Origin of the sequence: Herbaspirillum sp. ST 5-3, from assembly GCF_004804275.1 — a bacterium.
Taxonomy (GTDB): Bacteria; Pseudomonadota; Gammaproteobacteria; order Burkholderiales; family Burkholderiaceae_D; genus Noviherbaspirillum.
This window is the reverse complement of the sequence record NZ_STGI01000001.1, coordinates 95192-111363: the sequence shown is the minus strand read 5'-3', so window position 1 is coordinate 111363 and position 16172 is coordinate 95192. Positions and strand designations below refer to the sequence as shown.

Here is a 16172-nt window from a genome sequence, read left to right as displayed (position 1 = left end):
CATGCTGCTCTGGCTAGCACAATATTTTCAACAAGACCTCGGCCCGCTGCGGGTCTTCAACTTCATTACCTTCCGCGCGGTGTTCGCCACGCTGACGGCGCTGGCGATCGGCCTGCTCGCCGGCCCGGCGATGATTCGCATGCTGACCCGCCTGAAGGTCGGGCAGGCCGTGCGCACCGATGGTCCGCAGACCCACCTGATCAAATCCGGCACGCCGACCATGGGCGGTGCCCTGATCCTGCTCGCGATCGGCATTTCGACCCTGTTGTGGTCCGACTGGAGCAACCGTTTCGTCTGGGTGGTGCTGGTCGTGACGCTCGGCTATGGCGCCATCGGCTGGGTCGATGACTATCGCAAGGTGGTGTACAAGAACCCGGAAGGCATGTCCTCGAAGGAGAAGTATTTCTGGCAGTCGCTGATCGGTATCGTTGCGGCGATCTACCTGGCGTTCTCCGTTTCTGCGCCGACCAACACCAAGGTCTGGCAACTGTTCATTGCGTGGGTGCAGTCCGGCTTCAACCTCGACCTGCCGCCGAAAGCCGACCTGATCGTCCCCTTCTTCAAGACCATCAGTTATCCGCTGGGCGTATGGGGCTTCATGGCGCTGACCTACTTCGTGATCGTCGGCACCAGTAACGCGGTCAACCTGACGGACGGCCTCGACGGCCTGGCGATCATGCCGACCGTGATGGTCGGTTCCGCGCTCGGCCTGATTGCTTACCTGACGGGCAGCGCGGTGTATGCGAAATACCTGTTCATTCCGCACATTCCCGGCGCGGCCGAATTGCTGATCTTCTGCGGCGCGATGTCAGGCGCGGGCCTGGCCTTCCTCTGGTATAACGCGCATCCCGCGCAGGTCTTCATGGGCGACGTCGGCGCACTGGCGCTGGGTGGAGCACTCGGCACCGTCGCCGTGATCGTGCGCCAGGAAGTCGTACTGTTCATCATGGGCGGCATCTTCGTGGTGGAGACGCTGTCGGTGATGATGCAGGTCGCTTATTTCAAATACACGAAAAAGCGTTTCGGCGTTGGCCGTCGCATCCTGCTGATGGCGCCGCTGCATCACCATTTTGAACAAAAGGGCTGGAAAGAAACGAAAGTCGTGGTGCGCTTCTGGATCATCACGATGATGCTGGTGTTGTTCGGACTCTCGACCTTGAAACTGCGCTGATGGACTACCAAGGCAAACACGTACTCGTACTCGGACTGGGCGAATCCGGTCTGGCGATGGCGCAATGGCTCGCGCGCTGCGGCGCGACGCTGCGCGTGGCCGACACGCGCCCGGAGCCGGAACGCTTGCCTGCGTTGCGCGAGGCGGTGCCGGAGGTGGAATTCGTCAGCGGCCCGTTCACCGCTGGCCTGCTGGATGGTATCGACTTCGTTGCTGTCAGCCCGGGGCTTGCACCCGGTCGGGAGCTGGTCGAGATCGTGCCGGCAGCGCAGGAAAAGAATATCCCCTTGTGGGGCGAGATCGAATTGTTCGCGCAGGCGCTCGCCGCACTCCGTACGGAACGCGAGTACGCACCGAAAGTGATTGCGATCACCGGCACCAACGGCAAGACCACCGTCACCAGCCTGACCGGCCTGCTTTGCCGCCGCGCCGGCCTGAAAACGCAAGTCGCCGGCAATATCAGCCCGGCCGCACTCGATGTGCTGCGCGCGGCGCTGGACGCCGACGATCTGCCGCAGGTCTGGGTGCTCGAGCTGTCGAGCTTCCAGTTGCATACCACCTACAGCTTGCAGGCGGATGTCGCGACCGTGCTCAATGTCACACAGGATCATCTCGACTGGCATGGCGACATGGACGCCTATGCGGCGGACAAGGCGCGCATCTTTGGCAGCCAAACCATTCGCTTGCTCAACCGCGACGACCCGCGCGTGATGCAGATGGCATCGCCGCTTGCCACCAACATCAGTTTTGGTGCAGACGAACCCGACCGTCCGGAGTGTTTCGGCCTGGTCGAGGACAACGGCATGCAGTGGCTGTCCACGGCGATTGCGTCGGAAGATGGCGAAAAACGCCGCCGCAAGAAAGACAGCGTCGAACTGCCCATCATCCTCAATCGCCTGATGCCGGCTGACGCGCTCAAGATCCGCGGGCAGCATAACGCGGTCAATGCGCTCGCGGCACTGGCTCTATGCCGTGCGATCGGGCTGCCCCTGGCGCCGCTCCTGCATGGCTTGCGCGACTATCGCGGCGAACCGCACCGGGTTGAACTGATTGCCAACGTCGGTGGCGTCGATTACTACGATGACAGCAAGGGAACCAACGTCGGCGCCACTGTCGCGGCGCTGAATGGTCTCGGCTTGTCGCAGGGCGGATCGGGTCGACTGGTCCTGATCGCCGGCGGTGACGGCAAAGGCCAGGATTTTGCACCATTGGCGGAACCCATTGCCAAATATGTGCGCGCCGTGCTGCTGATCGGCAAGGATGCGCAAGCCATCCGAAGCGCGGCCGCGCAAACGGGCGTGGATCTGATCGATTGCGAGACCTTGGAAGGCGCAGTGCAAAAGGCCTCCGAACTGGCGCAAGCCGGCGACGCGGTGCTGCTGTCGCCGGCCTGCGCGAGCCTGGACATGTTCAGGAATTACGCGCATCGCGCGCAGGTGTTTGTCGATGCGGTACGTGAAGTGGCGCTGTCGCGGGGCGAGGTGCTCTCATGAAATTTGCGATGCCATCCTTTTCGTCTCCGTCCGCGCAGGCGCCGCTGCCCGGCGTCGTGCAGCGTTCGAAGATGATGGAGTATGACCAGCCGCTGGTGTGGGTGGTCGTGCTTCTGATGCTGTTCGGGATGGTGATGGTGTACTCCGCGTCGATTTCGTTGCCCGACTCGCCGAAATACGCAAGCTACAAGAATTCGCATTTCCTGGTCAGGCAGGCAAGCTTCATTGCGATTTCCATGCTGGCCGGCTTGCTCACTTTTCGCGTGCGGGTCGAGACCTGGCAGCGCCTTGCTCCTTACCTGTTCGTGGGGACGCTCGCACTGCTCGTGCTGGTGCTGATTCCCGGCATCGGCAAAGGCGTCAACGGCGCCAAGCGCTGGCTGCCGTTCAAGGTGTTCAACCTGCAGCCATCGGAACTGATGAAGCTGTTTGTCGTGCTGTATGCGGCCAACTACACGGTGCGCAAGCAGGAAGTGATGCACAAGCTGACCAAAGGCTTCATGCCGATGACGGTGGCGATCGGGTTTGTCGGTCTGTTGCTGCTGCTGGAGCCGGATCTCGGCGCATTCGGTGTGATCGTCTGCATCGCGATGGGCATCTTGTTCCTCGGCGGGATCAACGGCATCTGGTTCGGCGGCATCGGCGCGACACTGGTCGGTATTTTCAGTTTGGTGATCGTGTTGTCACCCTGGCGGCGCGAGCGGATTTTCGCGTACCTGAATCCGTGGACGGAAGAGAATGCATTGGGCAAGGCTTACCAGCTTTCCCACTCGCTGATTGCATTCGGTCGCGGCGAGTTGTTCGGCGTGGGACTCGGCGGCAGCGTGGAAAAACTGCATTACCTGCCCGAAGCGCACACCGACTTCCTGCTGGCAGTCATTGGCGAGGAACTCGGTTTCGTGGGCGTGCTGGTGGTCGTGATGCTGTTCTACTGGATCGTCAAGCGCGCGTTTGAAATCGGCCGGCAGGCGATTGCGATGGACCTGACCTTCGCAGGTCTGGCGGCAAAGGGAATTGGAATCTGGATTGGTGTACAGGCGTTTATTAACATGGGTGTGAATCTCGGCTTGTTGCCGACCAAGGGTTTGACTTTGCCGCTGATGAGTTATGGCGGCTCCGGCGTACTGATCAATTGCATCGGTCTCGCCATCCTGCTGCGCATCGACTACGAGAATCGTGTCCTGATGCGGGGAGGACGCATATGAAACGCCTTTTGATCATGGCAGCGGGAACCGGCGGTCATATTTTTCCTGGTCTTGCGATCGCGCAAACGATGCAGGCGCGCGGCTGGCAGGTTTCCTGGCTGGGCACCATGCACGGCATGGAGCGCGACATCGTTCCGAAGCACAGGATCGAGATGGATTCGATCGACTTCGCCGGCGTGCGCGGCAAGGGACTCGCACATACCGTGCGCGGCATGTTCAAACTGGCCGGCGCGTTTGCCTCGTGCTTCAACATCATCGGACGCCGCAAGCCGGACGTGGTCCTTGGCATGGGCGGTTACGTGACTGTTCCCGGCGGCATGATGGCGAAACTGCGCGGCGTTCCGCTGGCGCTGGTCAATGCCGATGCAGCCTTGCTGCTGTCGAACAAGACGCTCGCGCCAATGGCCAAACGCGTGTTGTTCGGATTTCCCGCCGACTTCGGCGCTGCCGCGAGCAAGGCGATGGTGACCGGCAATCCGGTGCGCAAGGAAATCATGGACGTGCCGCTGCCCGCACAACGCTTTGCCGGCCGCACCGGCCCGTTGCGCTTGCTGGTCGTGGGCGGCAGCCTGGGCGCAAAAGCGCTGAACGAGTGTCTGCCGGCGGCTCTCGCTCGAATTCCTGTCGCCGCCAGGCCGACCGTCACCCATCAATCGGGCAAGCAGCACATCGACGCGCTGCGCAGCGCCTATGCGAACGCACAGGTGCAAGCGGAAGTGGTGGATTTCATCGACGACATGCCCCGCCGTTACGCCGAGGCGGATTTGGTGATCTGCCGCGCCGGCGCGATCACCGTATCGGAACTGACGGCGGCGGGCGTCGCCAGCGTGCTGGTACCCCTGGTGGCCTCGACCACCTCGCATCAGCGCGACAACGCGCAATGGATGGCGAGCCAAAAAGCGGCAATCCATCTGCCGCAAACTGAATTGAACCCGGAGCGTTTGTCGCAGCTGCTGCAGTCGCTCCCGCGTGATGCATGCAAGACGATGGCAGAGGCGGCGCATGCCATAGGCAGGCGCCAGGCGAACGAAACGATCGCAAATGTACTGGAAGAATTAGCCACACAAGCATGAAACATAAAGTCAAAAACATTCACTTCGTCGGCATCGGCGGCTCAGGGATGAGCGGCATTGCGGAGGTGTTGCTGAACCTGGGATACACCGTGTCCGGATCGGACCTGGGCAGCAATGCAGCCACCCAGCGTCTGTCGGAACTGGGTGCGAAGGTGAGCCTGGGTCACGCAGCGGAAAACATCGAGCATGCCGACGCGATCGTGACCTCCACCGCCGTCAAGGGCGACAACCCCGAAGTGGTCGCGGGACGAGCCAAACGCATTCCGATCGTGCCGCGTGCTGTCATGCTGGCCGAATTGATGCGCCTGAAGCAGGGCATTGCGATTGCCGGCACCCATGGCAAGACCACTACCACCAGCCTGGTTGCCAGCGTGCTGGCCGAGGGCGGCCTGGACCCGACCTTCGTGATTGGCGGCCGCCTGAACAGCGCCGGCGCCAACGCCAAGCTGGGCGCCGGCGACTTCATCGTTGCCGAAGCGGACGAGTCCGACGCATCCTTCCTGAACCTGTCGCCCTGCATCGAAGTCATCACCAACATCGATGCCGACCACATGGAGACCTACGACCACAGCTTCGCAAAGCTGAAGCAGGCCTTCGTCGAATTCACGCAGCGCCTGCCGTTTTATGGCGTCGTGATGCTGTGCATCGACGACCCCAACGTGCGCGAAATCATGCCCTTCATCGCCAAGCCTATCCTCACCTATGGCTTTCATGAAGATGCGCAGGTCAGGGCAATTGACGCGAAGGCGGTTGACACCCACATGGAATTCACCGTGATCCAGGACGGCTACGCGCCGCTGGTCGTCCGTTTGAACCAGCCCGGCATGCACAATGTGCAGAATGCCTGCGCGGCCATCGCCATTGCGCGCGAGGTGGGCGTCAAGGATGTCGCCACACAGAAGGCGTTGCGCGAGTTCAACGGCGTTGGACGCCGCTTTACGCGCTACGGCGAGATCAAGCTGCCGGCAGGCGGCGCGTTCACGCTGGTCGACGACTACGGCCACCATCCGGTGGAAATGGCTGCGACACTGGGCGCCGCGCGCGGCGCCTTCCCGGGGCGCCGCATCGTGCTGGCTTTCCAGCCGCACCGTTACACGCGCACGCGCGACCTGTTCGAGGACTTCGTGAAAGTCATGTCCTCGGTGGACGCGCTGGTGCTGGCCGACGTCTACCCGGCTGGTGAACAGCCTATCGTCGCCGCGGACGGTCGCGCGCTGGCACACGCGCTGCGCGTGCTGGGCAAGGTGGAACCGATATTTGTGGAAGACATCGCCGACATGCCGGCGACGATCATGAACATGGCAAAAGATGGCGATGTGGTGATCACCATGGGCGCCGGTTCGATCAGCGGCGTGCCCGGCAAACTGGCTCAGGGAATCTGAGCATTGAAGCAGGATCAATCATGAGTGCAACGGATTTGAAGAAAGAATTTGGAAAAGTCGGCGTGCTGTACGGCGGTCGCTCCGCCGAGCGCGAGGTGTCGCTGATGTCGGGGCAGGGCGTGTTGAAGGCGCTGCAGAGCAAGGGTGTCGATGCGCACGGGTTCGACCCGGCCGAACGCAGCCTGGCGGAACTGGCAGCAGAGAAATTCAACCGCGTGTTCATCGCGCTGCACGGACGCTACGGCGAAGACGGCACGCTGCAAGGCGCGCTGGAGCAACTGGGCATTCCCTACACCGGATCCGGTGTCATGGCGTCCTCCATCGGCATGGACAAGGTGATGACCAAGCGCATCTGGTTGAGCCACAGTCTGCCGACGCCGCGCTTCATCGTGCTGGACTCGAAGAACGCCAATAACGAGGAGTTGCGCAAGGTGCCGGACGAACTCGGATTGCCGCTGATGCTGAAGGCGCCGCACGAAGGTTCCACCATCGGCATCAGCAAGGTGGCCGGCTACTCCGACATGCAGGAAGCCTATGCGCACTGCGCGAAATACGACGACGTGGTACTTGCCGAGGAGTTCGTGAGCGGGCGTGAACTGACGGTGCCGGTGCTCGGAAAAGGCCGTAACGCGCGCGCCTTGCCGATCGTCGAGATCCGCGCGCCGCAGGGCAATTACGATTACCAGAACAAGTATTTCAGCGACGACACGCAGTACCTCTGCCCGGCGCCGCTCGATGAAGAGTTGACCAAGCGCATCCAGTCGATCGCCGTACGCGCCTTCAATGCGCTCGGCAGCGCGGGTTGGGCGCGTGTCGATTTCATGCTGCGCGCAGCGGACAACGAGCCGTTCCTGCTGGAGATTAACACCTCTCCGGGAATGACCGGGCATTCCTTGGTGCCGATGTCGGCCAAGGCAGCGGGAATCAGCTACGAGGACTTGTGCGTGGAGATTTTGCGTTCCGCGGACCTGGAACTGAAACCGTCGAAAGACTGGCACCCGACCTGAGGATATATAGACGACCATGTGGCACGACGTCCGAATGCTCAACGCAACCACCAACGCCCTGCTGGGCCTGTTGGTGTTGAGCCTGGTCGCGTCCGGTTTATGGTGGGTGGCGCAGCGGCCGATGTTTACGCTGAAGACAATTCGCATCGAAGGTGTCGGCGAAATCCACCTTCGCCACGTTAATCCGTCGACAGTGCGGACAACGGCAATACCGCGCATCAAGGGCAATTTTTTTACCGCCAATCTGGATGCGGTGCGCCAGGCCTTCGAGGCGGTGCCATGGGTGCGCAAGGCGACCGTGCGGCGCGAATGGCCGAACAAGCTGATCGTGACGATCGACGAGCACGAGGCGCTGGGAACCTGGGGTGAAGACGGCCGGCTGGTATCGGTGAAGGGCGACGTATTTACCGCCAACCTGGCCGAGGCCGAGGAAGACGGTGAACTGGCGGAATTCGCCGGGCCGGAGGGAAGCGAAAAGGAAGTGGTGGCGCGCTATCGCGAACTGCAGGACTGGTTCAAGGCGATCAGCCTGGCGCCGGACGCGGTGCAGCTGTCCGGCCGTTATGCATGGACGGTGCGGCTCAACAACGGCATGGTGGTTGAACTCGGACGGGAACAGAGCAAGACGACATTGAAGGACCGCGTCGATCGACTGATCGCGATCTATCCGCAGTTGGTGATGCGCTTGCAGGACAAGATTGAAAGTGTGGACATGCGTTATCCGAACGGCTTGGCATTGAAAGCCCAAGGACTAGCGTTCGGCGTGAACGGCAGGAAAAAGTAAGCAGACAATATGACAAAAGACGCGAAAAATCTGATCGTCGGCCTCGACATCGGCACTTCCAAAGTGGTGGCGGTGGTTGCCGAGGTCATGCCTAACGGGAGGCATGAGGTCATCGGGCTGGGACAGCACGAGTCCAAGGGGCTGAAGAAGGGGGTCGTGGTCAACATCGAAGCGACGGTTGAATCGATCCAGCGCGCGCTGGAAGAAGCCGAGCTGATGGCCGACTGCAAGATCAAGAACGTCTACACCGGCATCGCCGGCAGCCATATCCGCAGCTTCAATTCGAGCGGCATGGTGGCGATCAAGGACAAGGAAGTGACTGCAGCCGACGTGGCACGTGTCATCGAGACGGCGAAGGCGGTCAATATCCCGACCGACCAGCAGTTGCTGCATACCGTACCGCAGGAATTCATCGTCGACAGCCAGGAAGACGTGCGCGAGCCGATCGGCATGAGCGGCATCCGCCTCGAGGTGAAGGTGCATATCGTTACCGGTGCGGTGTCGGCGGTGCAGAACATCGTCAAATGCGTACGCCGTTGCGGCCTGGAAGTCTCCGACCTGATCCTGCAGCCGATGGCATCGGCCGATGCAGTGCTCACGCCTGACGAAAAAGAGCTTGGCGTGGTGCTGATCGACATCGGCGGCGGAACGACCGACGTCGCGATCTTCACCGAAGGCGCGATTCGCCACACGGCGGTGATCCCGATCGCCGGCGATCAGATCACGAACGACATCGCGATGGCGGTGCGCACGCCGACGGCGGAAGCCGAAGAAATCAAGTTGCGCTATGGCGTCGCCAAGCAGGTGCTGGCCGACCCGAACGAGACGCTGGAAGTGCCGGGCCTCGGCGACCGCGGTCCGCGCACCTTGTCGCGTCAGGCGCTGGCTGCAGTCATCGAACCACGCGTGGAAGAACTGTTCGCGCTGGTACATCAAGTGGTGCGCGAATCGGGCTACGAAGAAGTCTTGTCGTCGGGACTGGTACTGACCGGCGGCTCCGCAATGATGCCGGGCATGGTGGAACTGGCGGAAGACATCTTCCTGAAGCCGGCCCGCCTCGGCGTGCCTGAGTACAGCGGCCAGCTCGCCGACGTCGTGCGCAGCCCGCGGTATTCGACAGTATTGGGTTTGTTATTGGAAGCGAAAAAGCAGTATTTGCGCGGTCATATCGTCACTCGCCAGGATGGTTCGGTGAAGGCGGTCTGGCAACGCATGAAAGAGTGGTTTTTGGGGAATTTTTAATAGTAATAATCTTGTGTATTAACCGCAGTTTGCAGTTGCTAGTCGCCACACCGCGTGGTGATTAACGACTGAAAACTGCATCATCTAAGGGAGTCATCATGGAAATCGATATGATTGATAATGCAAATCTGGGGACGGTGATCAAGGTTGTTGGTGTTGGCGGAGCAGGGGGAAATGCGGTTCAGCACATGATCAACAAAGGCGTGTCCGGCGTCGAATTCATCGCAGCCAACACCGATGCGCAGGCGCTCGCACAATCGAAGGCGGACAACGTCATCCAGATCGGTGAATCGGGCCTGGGCGCCGGCATGAAGCCGGACGTCGGCCGCAAGCTGGCTGAAGATTCGCGTTCACGCATCGAGGATGCGCTGCGCGGCGCGCACATGGTCTTCATCGCTGCAGGAATGGGCGGCGGCACCGGCACCGGCGCAGCGCCGATCGTCGCGCAAGTGGCGAAGGAACTTGGTGCACTGACCGTGGCGGTCGTCTCCAAGCCTTTCTCCTACGAAGGCGCGAAGTGCATGGAAATCGCCGACGAAGGCCTGGAAGCCTTGAGCGCGCATGTCGACTCCCTGATCGTGATCCTGAACGAAAAGCTGGAAGAGATCTACGAAGACGACAGCATGATCGAATGGCTGCAGCATGCCGACGATGTGCTGAACAATGCAGTGGCCGGCATCGCCGAAATCATCAACGTGCCTGGCCATATCAATGTCGACTTCAACGACGTCAAGACCATCATGGGCGAGCAGGGCAAGGCGATGATGGGTACGGCGACGGCCTCGGGTGTCGATCGTGCACGCATTGCTGCGGAGCAGGCAGTCGCATCGCCGCTGCTGGACGGCATCGATCTGTCCGGCGCGCGTGGCGTACTGGTCAATGTGACGGCAAGCCGCAGCCTGAAGGGCAAGGAAATCAAGGAAGTCATGGCAACCGTGCGTGCATTCGCGGCACCGGATGCATCGATCGCACAGGGTATCGCTTACGACGACACCATGGGCGACGACATTCGCGTCACTGTGGTCGCAACCGGCCTGGGCCGTGCCCGCAAGAACGTGCAACTGGTGCAGACCCCGGTCCTGCGCACCGGCACGCACAATGAGCCGGTCATGCAGCACACCGGCTTCAACGGCGGAACCGCGCCGCAAGCGCCGGCATTCGAGAACCTCAGCAAGCCGGCCGTGTGGCGTCGCGAATCCGCGTCCGAAACCGTGCGCGCGCTGGAAAAGAATGGCATGGAAACCTACGACATCCCGGCATTCCTGCGCAAGCAGGCTGACTGACCTTTTCCTTGCCTTGCAGCGAGGCTGGGTGGGCGCGCTGCAAGAATGGCAAGAACAAGGCATACTGCGGTTTGTACGCCGCGCCCCACGGCGCGGCGTTTTTATTGGCACTCACAAACCTATAAAGTAAAAAGGACACCACCATGACCATCAAAATCGGCGATCGCGTGCCTGAAGGCACTCTTCAGGAGTTCATCGAAGTTGCATCGGAAGGCTGTTCCCTCGGCCCCAATGCATTCAAGGTCAGCGATCTGACCAAGGGCAAGAAGATCGCGATCTTCGGTTTGCCCGGTGCTTTCACGCCGACCTGCTCGGCCCAGCATGTGCCGGGTTATGTTGCCCTCGCCGACAAATTCAAAGCCAAGGGTGTCGATGAAATCTGGTGCGTGTCGGTCAATGATGCATTCGTGATGGGTGCCTGGGGCCGCGACCAGAAAGCGACCGGCGTGGTGCGCATGATGGCCGATGGCAGCGCCATGTTCACCAAGGCGCTCGGCCTGGAATTCGACCTGACGGCAAAGGGCATGGGTGTTCGCTCGCAACGGTATTCGATGCTGGTCGATGACGGTGTCGTGAAGCAGCTGAACGTCGAACAGCCGGGAAAGTTCGAGGTATCGAACGCTGAAACACTGCTCGCGCAACTGGGATGAACCGCGCAGGCGGAAGAAAAATGCGGCGCTCCGGCGCCGTATTTTTTATGTGAAGTCGAGCGCACGACGGCGGTCGGCCGCCTGTCTCTGGCATGCGAATCCGCGCCAGGTCATGACATGGCCTGAATGATGAATTTTTCTTGCGCGATGTGCTTAAAGCCTGCTGCCCGAAATCCACATCTTGTACTATGCTAAACAGGCAACTTCAGCACCGCCTGGTTTTTCTTTTACCTTATGTTGAAAGGTCGAGTAATGAGCATGCTGAGCGAATTCAAGGAATTTGCCCTCAAGGGTAATGTAATGGACCTGGCAGTCGGCGTCATCATCGGCGCCGCGTTCGGGAAAATCGTCGATTCCCTGGTCGGCGACATCATCATGCCGGTGGTGGGCAAAGTGTCGGGCGGCCTGGACTTCAGCAATTACTTTATCCCGCTTTCGGGCCAAACAGCAACGACCTTGGCCGAGGCAAAAAAGGCCGGCGCCGTACTCGCGTACGGGAATTTTGTCACCGTCGCTCTGAACTTTGTCATCCTGGCCTTCATCATTTTCCTGATGGTCAGGCAGATGAACCGCATCAAGCGGGAAGCGCCCGCTGCTCCGCCAGCACCCGCGGCACCGCCGGAAGAGGTTGTTCTTTTGCGAGAGATCCGCGACAGCTTGAAACGATAAGTGATATCGCCGGCGATCGCTTCCTGTCCAAGGCGCTGCTTCGTTCAGGGAGCGACCACGACCTTGACGTGCGCTTCCTTCAAAGCTTTGGACAGTGCTTCCGGCGGTCGCGCGTCGGTAAAGAGAACATCGATCTGCGACACATGCGCCATGCGCACCAGGGCCTGCCGGCCGAACTTGTCGTGATCGGCGACCAGCCAGACTTCCCGTGACTGCTCAATGATGGCTTGCGCGACCTTGACTTCGCGCGGGTCGAAGTCACGCAGGGTTCCATCCGGCTCGATGCTGGAAATCCCGATGATGCCGATGTCGACCTTGAACTGGCGGATGAAGTCGATCGTTGCCTCGCCGATGATGCCGCGATCCCGTCCGCGCACGACACCGCCGGCCACAATTACCTCGGAATGCGGATTGTCGGCAAGAATCGCCGCCACGTTCAGGTTATTGGTCACCACATGCAGGCCGCGATGATGGGAGAGCGCGCGCGCCACTTCCTCCGTCGTCGTGCCGATATTGATCAATAACGAACATCCCGACGGCACCTGCGCCGCGACCGCCTTGGCGATACGCCGCTTGGCCTCGCTGTTCAAGACCTGGCGCTGGCTGTAGTCGATATTTTCAACCGAAGACGGCAAGCCGACGCCGCCGTGATAGCGCGCCAGCAGCTTTGCTTCCTCCATTTGCTTGACGTCGCGGCGCACCGTCTGCGGCGTCACATCCAGTTGCTGCGCCAGCTCTTCCACAGACATCGTGATGTGTTGCCGAACCACTTCAAGCAGCCGGCGCTGCCGTGGATTAAGCGTCATCGCTCCCTCCCTTTCGATCTCAAAATAATTCCAAACGAAACTAAACGAACAAAAATTCTAAAAACATTGTTGAATTTGTTTCGTATGCTGTCGTATTGTTATTGCTTGTCTTCATTCAAGCATTCATTTTCGGGTATTCGATGGAACACGGCCAGAAAAAAATCACCTGCGACCTGCTTATCGTCGGCGGCGGCATCAATGGTGCAGGGATTGCGCGCGACGCAGCGGGCCGGGGCCTCTCGGTAGTGCTGTGCGAAAAGGACGATCTGGCCGCGCACACCTCCTCGGCTTCCTCCAAGCTGATCCACGGCGGATTGCGCTATCTCGAGCACTATGAATTCGGACTGGTGCGCAAAGCGCTGATCGAGCGCGAAGTATTGCTGCGCGCGGCACCGCATATCATGTCGCCGCTGCGCTTCGTCCTGCCCCACGACAAGGGGCAGCGCCCGGGATGGATGATCCGTGCGGGCCTGTTCCTGTATGACGGCCTTGCCAGGCGCGAGCTGCTGCCCGGTTCGCGGGGCGTTGACCTGCGCCGGCATGTGGCCGGCAAACCGCTCAAGCCGGAATTCACACGCGGCTTTGTCTACTCCGACGGCTGGGTCGACGACGCGCGTCTTGTTGTATTGAACGCAGTCGACGCGTCCGAACGAGGAGCCAGGATCCTGACGCGTACGCGTTGCGAATCCGTGCGACGCCGCGGCGACCACTGGATTGCCGAACTCCGTACCGATGTGGGTGCCGCGATCACTGTCAATGCGCGCTGCCTGGTTAACGCGGCCGGTCCCTGGGCCGCCCGCTTCCTTCAGACGGCCGTGCATCGTCCTGCCGCAAAGTCGCTCCGTCTGATCAAGGGCAGCCACATCGTCGTTCGACGGGTATTCGATCACCCGTACGCCTATATCTTCCAGCACCCCGACGGACGCATTGTGTTCGCCATCCCTTTCCAGCAGGACTTCACGCTGATCGGAACCACCGATATCGAATATCACGGCGACCCAGGCGAGGTTGCGATCGACGATGGCGAAATCTTCTACTTGTGCGACCTGGCCAGCCGCTATTTTCGCAAGAAGATCGTTCCCGCTGACGTGGTGTGCGCCTATTCCGGCGTGCGTCCGTTGGTCGAGGACGAATCGTCCGATGCATCCGCCGTCACTCGTGATTACCGTCTTGAACTCGACGGGGAGGGGGCGCCGATGCTGTCGGTATTCGGGGGCAAGATCACCACTTTCCGCAAGCTCGCGGAAGAGGCGGTGGACTTGATCGCAGCATCGCTGCCAACGCGTAACGGTGCCTGGACAGCTGATGCCTGCCTGCCGGGCGGCGACCTGTTCGGAGCAAGGCCGGACAAGCGTTCGGTACTCGAATTCGAGGGCTACCTGAGCCAGTTGCAACAGAAATTCGCATGGCTGCCGCCAGCCTTGATTGCCCGCTACGCCCGAGCCTACGGCACGCGTACCCATGTGCTTCTGTCCGGCTGTCGAAGGATGGGCGACATGGGCGACGAGATCGCGCCCGGCCTCTTTGAAGTGGAAGTCAATTATTTGATGCAGCGCGAATGGGCCGTCAATGCGGAAGACATATTGTGGCGTCGTTCCAAACTGGGCTTGCGTCTGCCCGTCGGGGCCGCGGCGAAACTCGACGCCTGGATGCGGGTGAGGCGATCTGAGGCAGAGACACGGCGGCTGCGCGCATAGGATCGGGGCTTGCGTGCGTCGCGCTGCGCCTTAGTTTCTTCGCTAGAATCAATACCGGCATCGACGTACCTGGCCGTACTTGACATGACTCATCCGGATTTTGCATTTGCTGCGGCCTTCGCTTTGGAGACGTTTCAATGACCCAGTACATTCTCGCTCTTGACCAGGGCACAACGAGTTCACGCGCCATCCTGTTCGACCATGCGGGTCGCCAGCACGGCATGGCGCAGCAAGAGTTCACTCAAATCTTTCCGCGTTCCGGCTGGGTCGAGCACGATGCCATGGAAATCTGGCGCACCCAGTTGGAGGTCGCCCAACAAGTCTTGAAGCAAACAAAGCTTGCGCCGGTCGACATCGCTGCCATCGGCATCACCAACCAGCGCGAGACGACGGTCTTGTGGGATCGGCAAACGGGCCAGCCGATCGCCAATGCCATCGTTTGGCAAGACCACCGTACCGCGGATTTGTGCGACGCCTTGCGCGAGCAAGGCAAGGCCGCGCTGTTCCAGCAGAAGACCGGACTTGTGCTCGATGCTTATTTTTCCGGCACCAAGGTCAAATGGCTGCTCGATAATGTGCCCGGTGCCCGAGAAAAGGCGGAACGTGGCCAGCTCGCGTTCGGCACCATCGACTCATGGCTGATTTTCCGCATGTGCGGCGCCCACGTCATCGACAGCAGCAATGCCTCGCGCACGCTGCTGTTCAACATCCACACCCTGCAATGGGATGACGAATTGCTGGCTTTGCTCGACATACCCGCCAGCCTGTTGCCGCAGGTCGTGCCCAGCAGCGGCGTCGCAGGCAAGACCGACCCTGCGCTGTTCGGCGTCGCCATCCCGATCGCCGGTATCGCCGGTGATCAGCAGGCCGCCACGTTCGGCCAGGCCTGCCATCGGCCCGGCATGGCCAAGAACACCTATGGGACAGGCTGCTTCATGCTGCTCAATACCGGCAAGCGAGCGATCCCGTCGCACAACAACCTGCTCACCACCGTAGGCTGGACCGTTGACGGCGAAACCGACTACATGCTGGAAGGCAGCGTGTTCAATGCCGGTGCCGCCGTGCAGTGGCTGCGTGACGGCCTGGGAATCATTCAAAGCTCGGCGGAAGTCGAGGCGCTCGCGTCCAGCGTGCCCGATACCGGCGGCGTGTTTTTCGTCCCTGCCTTTGCCGGCCTCGGCGCTCCATACTGGGATGCCTATGCGCGCGGCACGATGGTCGGCATCAGTCGCGGCACAACCAAGGCCCATATTGCGCGCGCCACCCTGGCCAGCATCGCGTATCAAAGCGCGGATGTGCTGGAGGCAATGCAAAAAGATGCCGGAATGCCATTGACGGAGCTGCGGGTGGACGGCGGTGCGGCGCGCAACGATCTGTTGATGCAATTTCAGGCCGACGTGCTGGGTGTTCCCGTCGTGCGCCCCATGGTGACGGAAACGACAGCCTTGGGGGCGGCGTATTTGGCGGGGCTCGCGGTAGGCTTTTGGGGCTCGAAGGAGGAAATCGCGTCGCAATGGCAAGTTCAGAAACGTTTTGAGCCGCAGATGGCGGACGAAGAAAGAATGCACCGTCTGGCCGACTGGCGTCGCGCCGTGCAGCGGTCGCAAAGGTGGTTGGAATAGCCGCCTCGGCTTGGCGAAGGCGGAAAATGCGCTGTTTTGCGTGGCGTAACGCCAACAGGCGTTACATTTCAAAACAACTGACTCGCGG

14 protein-coding genes are annotated in these 16172 nt (G+C 60.8%); 13 read left to right on the top strand and 1 reads right to left on the bottom strand.

Going from position 1 to position 16172, the window contains the following annotated elements:
- Nucleotide 1: 1 nt before the first annotated feature.
- The 11 genes from mraY to mscL all read left to right on the top strand — a co-directional run bounded on the left by mraY (nt 2) and on the right by mscL (nt 11959).
- The gene (mraY, locus tag E6W33_RS00515; RefSeq protein WP_136413213.1) at nt 2-1171 is read left to right on the top strand and encodes a phospho-N-acetylmuramoyl-pentapeptide-transferase; all 1170 of its coding nucleotides are present in this window, start codon (nt 2-4) and stop codon (nt 1169-1171) included.
- Nucleotides 1171-2664: a UDP-N-acetylmuramoyl-L-alanine--D-glutamate ligase gene (gene murD, locus E6W33_RS00510; protein ID WP_136413212.1), complete on the top strand. Its 1494-nt coding sequence runs from the start codon at nt 1171-1173 to the stop codon at nt 2662-2664. Before mraY ends, murD begins: the two co-directional genes overlap by 1 nt.
- Nucleotides 2665-2672: 8 nt before the next feature.
- Complete coding sequence (gene ftsW / locus E6W33_RS00505; RefSeq protein WP_247869473.1) at nt 2673-3869, top strand: putative lipid II flippase FtsW; 1197 nt, start codon at nt 2673-2675, stop codon at nt 3867-3869.
- On the top strand, nt 3866-4942 hold the full coding sequence (gene murG / locus E6W33_RS00500; RefSeq protein ID WP_136413210.1) for an undecaprenyldiphospho-muramoylpentapeptide beta-N-acetylglucosaminyltransferase: 1077 nt from the start codon (nt 3866-3868) through the stop codon (nt 4940-4942). The genes ftsW and murG overlap by 4 nt, the downstream gene beginning before the upstream one ends.
- Nucleotides 4939-6324: a UDP-N-acetylmuramate--L-alanine ligase gene (murC, locus tag E6W33_RS00495; protein ID WP_136413209.1), complete on the top strand. Its 1386-nt coding sequence runs from the start codon at nt 4939-4941 to the stop codon at nt 6322-6324. Before murG ends, murC begins: the two co-directional genes overlap by 4 nt.
- 20 nt (nt 6325-6344) lie before the next feature.
- Nucleotides 6345-7331, top strand: a complete 987-nt coding sequence (locus E6W33_RS00490) for a D-alanine--D-alanine ligase (protein WP_136413208.1) — start codon at nt 6345-6347, stop codon at nt 7329-7331.
- 16 nt (nt 7332-7347) lie between these two features.
- Entirely contained in the window at nt 7348-8115 is a 768-nt protein-coding gene (locus E6W33_RS00485) for a cell division protein FtsQ/DivIB (RefSeq protein WP_136413207.1), read from the top strand.
- 9 nt (nt 8116-8124) lie between these two features.
- On the top strand, nt 8125-9357 hold the full coding sequence (ftsA, locus tag E6W33_RS00480; protein WP_136413206.1) for a cell division protein FtsA: 1233 nt from the start codon (nt 8125-8127) through the stop codon (nt 9355-9357).
- A gap of 98 nt (nt 9358-9455) precedes the next feature.
- Nucleotides 9456-10640 carry a cell division protein FtsZ gene (gene ftsZ, locus E6W33_RS00475; protein ID WP_136413205.1) on the top strand — a complete coding sequence of 395 codons (1185 nt, stop codon included), beginning with the start codon at nt 9456-9458 and terminating at the stop codon, nt 10638-10640.
- Between the two features lie 143 nt (nt 10641-10783).
- Complete coding sequence (locus E6W33_RS00470; RefSeq protein WP_136413204.1) at nt 10784-11290, top strand: peroxiredoxin; 507 nt, start codon at nt 10784-10786, stop codon at nt 11288-11290.
- Nucleotides 11291-11542: 252 nt separating this feature from the next.
- Nucleotides 11543-11959: a large conductance mechanosensitive channel protein MscL gene (gene mscL / locus E6W33_RS00465; RefSeq protein ID WP_136413203.1), complete on the top strand. Its 417-nt coding sequence runs from the start codon at nt 11543-11545 to the stop codon at nt 11957-11959.
- Between the two features lie 44 nt (nt 11960-12003).
- On the opposite strand, the gene E6W33_RS00460 is transcribed toward mscL, so the two are convergent.
- The gene (locus E6W33_RS00460; RefSeq protein ID WP_136413202.1) at nt 12004-12765 is read right to left on the bottom strand and encodes a DeoR/GlpR family DNA-binding transcription regulator; all 762 of its coding nucleotides are present in this window, start codon (nt 12763-12765) and stop codon (nt 12004-12006) included.
- 140 nt (nt 12766-12905) lie between these two features.
- Between E6W33_RS00460 and glpD the strand changes: the two genes are divergently transcribed.
- A complete protein-coding gene (glpD, locus tag E6W33_RS00455) occupies nt 12906-14462 on the top strand; it encodes a glycerol-3-phosphate dehydrogenase (RefSeq protein ID WP_136413201.1) in 1557 nt (518 codons plus the stop codon).
- A gap of 137 nt (nt 14463-14599) precedes the next feature.
- Nucleotides 14600-16084: a glycerol kinase GlpK gene (glpK, locus tag E6W33_RS00450; protein WP_136413200.1), complete on the top strand. Its 1485-nt coding sequence runs from the start codon at nt 14600-14602 to the stop codon at nt 16082-16084.
- The last annotated feature ends 88 nt before the right edge of the window (nt 16085-16172 follow it).

Bases quoted from the DNA above. Each gene is read 5' to 3' on its own strand.
- mraY (WP_136413213.1), top strand. From the start codon at position 2: ATGCTGCTCTGGCTAGCACAATATTTTCAACAAGACCTCGGCCCGCTG.
- murD (WP_136413212.1), top strand. From the start codon at position 1,171: ATGGACTACCAAGGCAAACACGTACTCGTACTCGGACTGGGCGAATCC.
- ftsW (WP_247869473.1), top strand. From the start codon at position 2,673: ATGCCATCCTTTTCGTCTCCGTCCGCGCAGGCGCCGCTGCCCGGCGTC.
- murG (WP_136413210.1), top strand. From the start codon at position 3,866: ATGAAACGCCTTTTGATCATGGCAGCGGGAACCGGCGGTCATATTTTT.
- murC (WP_136413209.1), top strand. From the start codon at position 4,939: ATGAAACATAAAGTCAAAAACATTCACTTCGTCGGCATCGGCGGCTCA.
- E6W33_RS00490 (WP_136413208.1), top strand. From the start codon at position 6,345: ATGAGTGCAACGGATTTGAAGAAAGAATTTGGAAAAGTCGGCGTGCTG.
- E6W33_RS00485 (WP_136413207.1), top strand. From the start codon at position 7,348: ATGTGGCACGACGTCCGAATGCTCAACGCAACCACCAACGCCCTGCTG.
- ftsA (WP_136413206.1), top strand. From the start codon at position 8,125: ATGACAAAAGACGCGAAAAATCTGATCGTCGGCCTCGACATCGGCACT.
- ftsZ (WP_136413205.1), top strand. From the start codon at position 9,456: ATGGAAATCGATATGATTGATAATGCAAATCTGGGGACGGTGATCAAG.
- E6W33_RS00470 (WP_136413204.1), top strand. From the start codon at position 10,784: ATGACCATCAAAATCGGCGATCGCGTGCCTGAAGGCACTCTTCAGGAG.
- mscL (WP_136413203.1), top strand. From the start codon at position 11,543: ATGAGCATGCTGAGCGAATTCAAGGAATTTGCCCTCAAGGGTAATGTA.
- E6W33_RS00460 (WP_136413202.1), bottom strand. From the start codon at position 12,765: ATGACGCTTAATCCACGGCAGCGCCGGCTGCTTGAAGTGGTTCGGCAA.
- glpD (WP_136413201.1), top strand. From the start codon at position 12,906: ATGGAACACGGCCAGAAAAAAATCACCTGCGACCTGCTTATCGTCGGC.
- glpK (WP_136413200.1), top strand. From the start codon at position 14,600: ATGACCCAGTACATTCTCGCTCTTGACCAGGGCACAACGAGTTCACGC.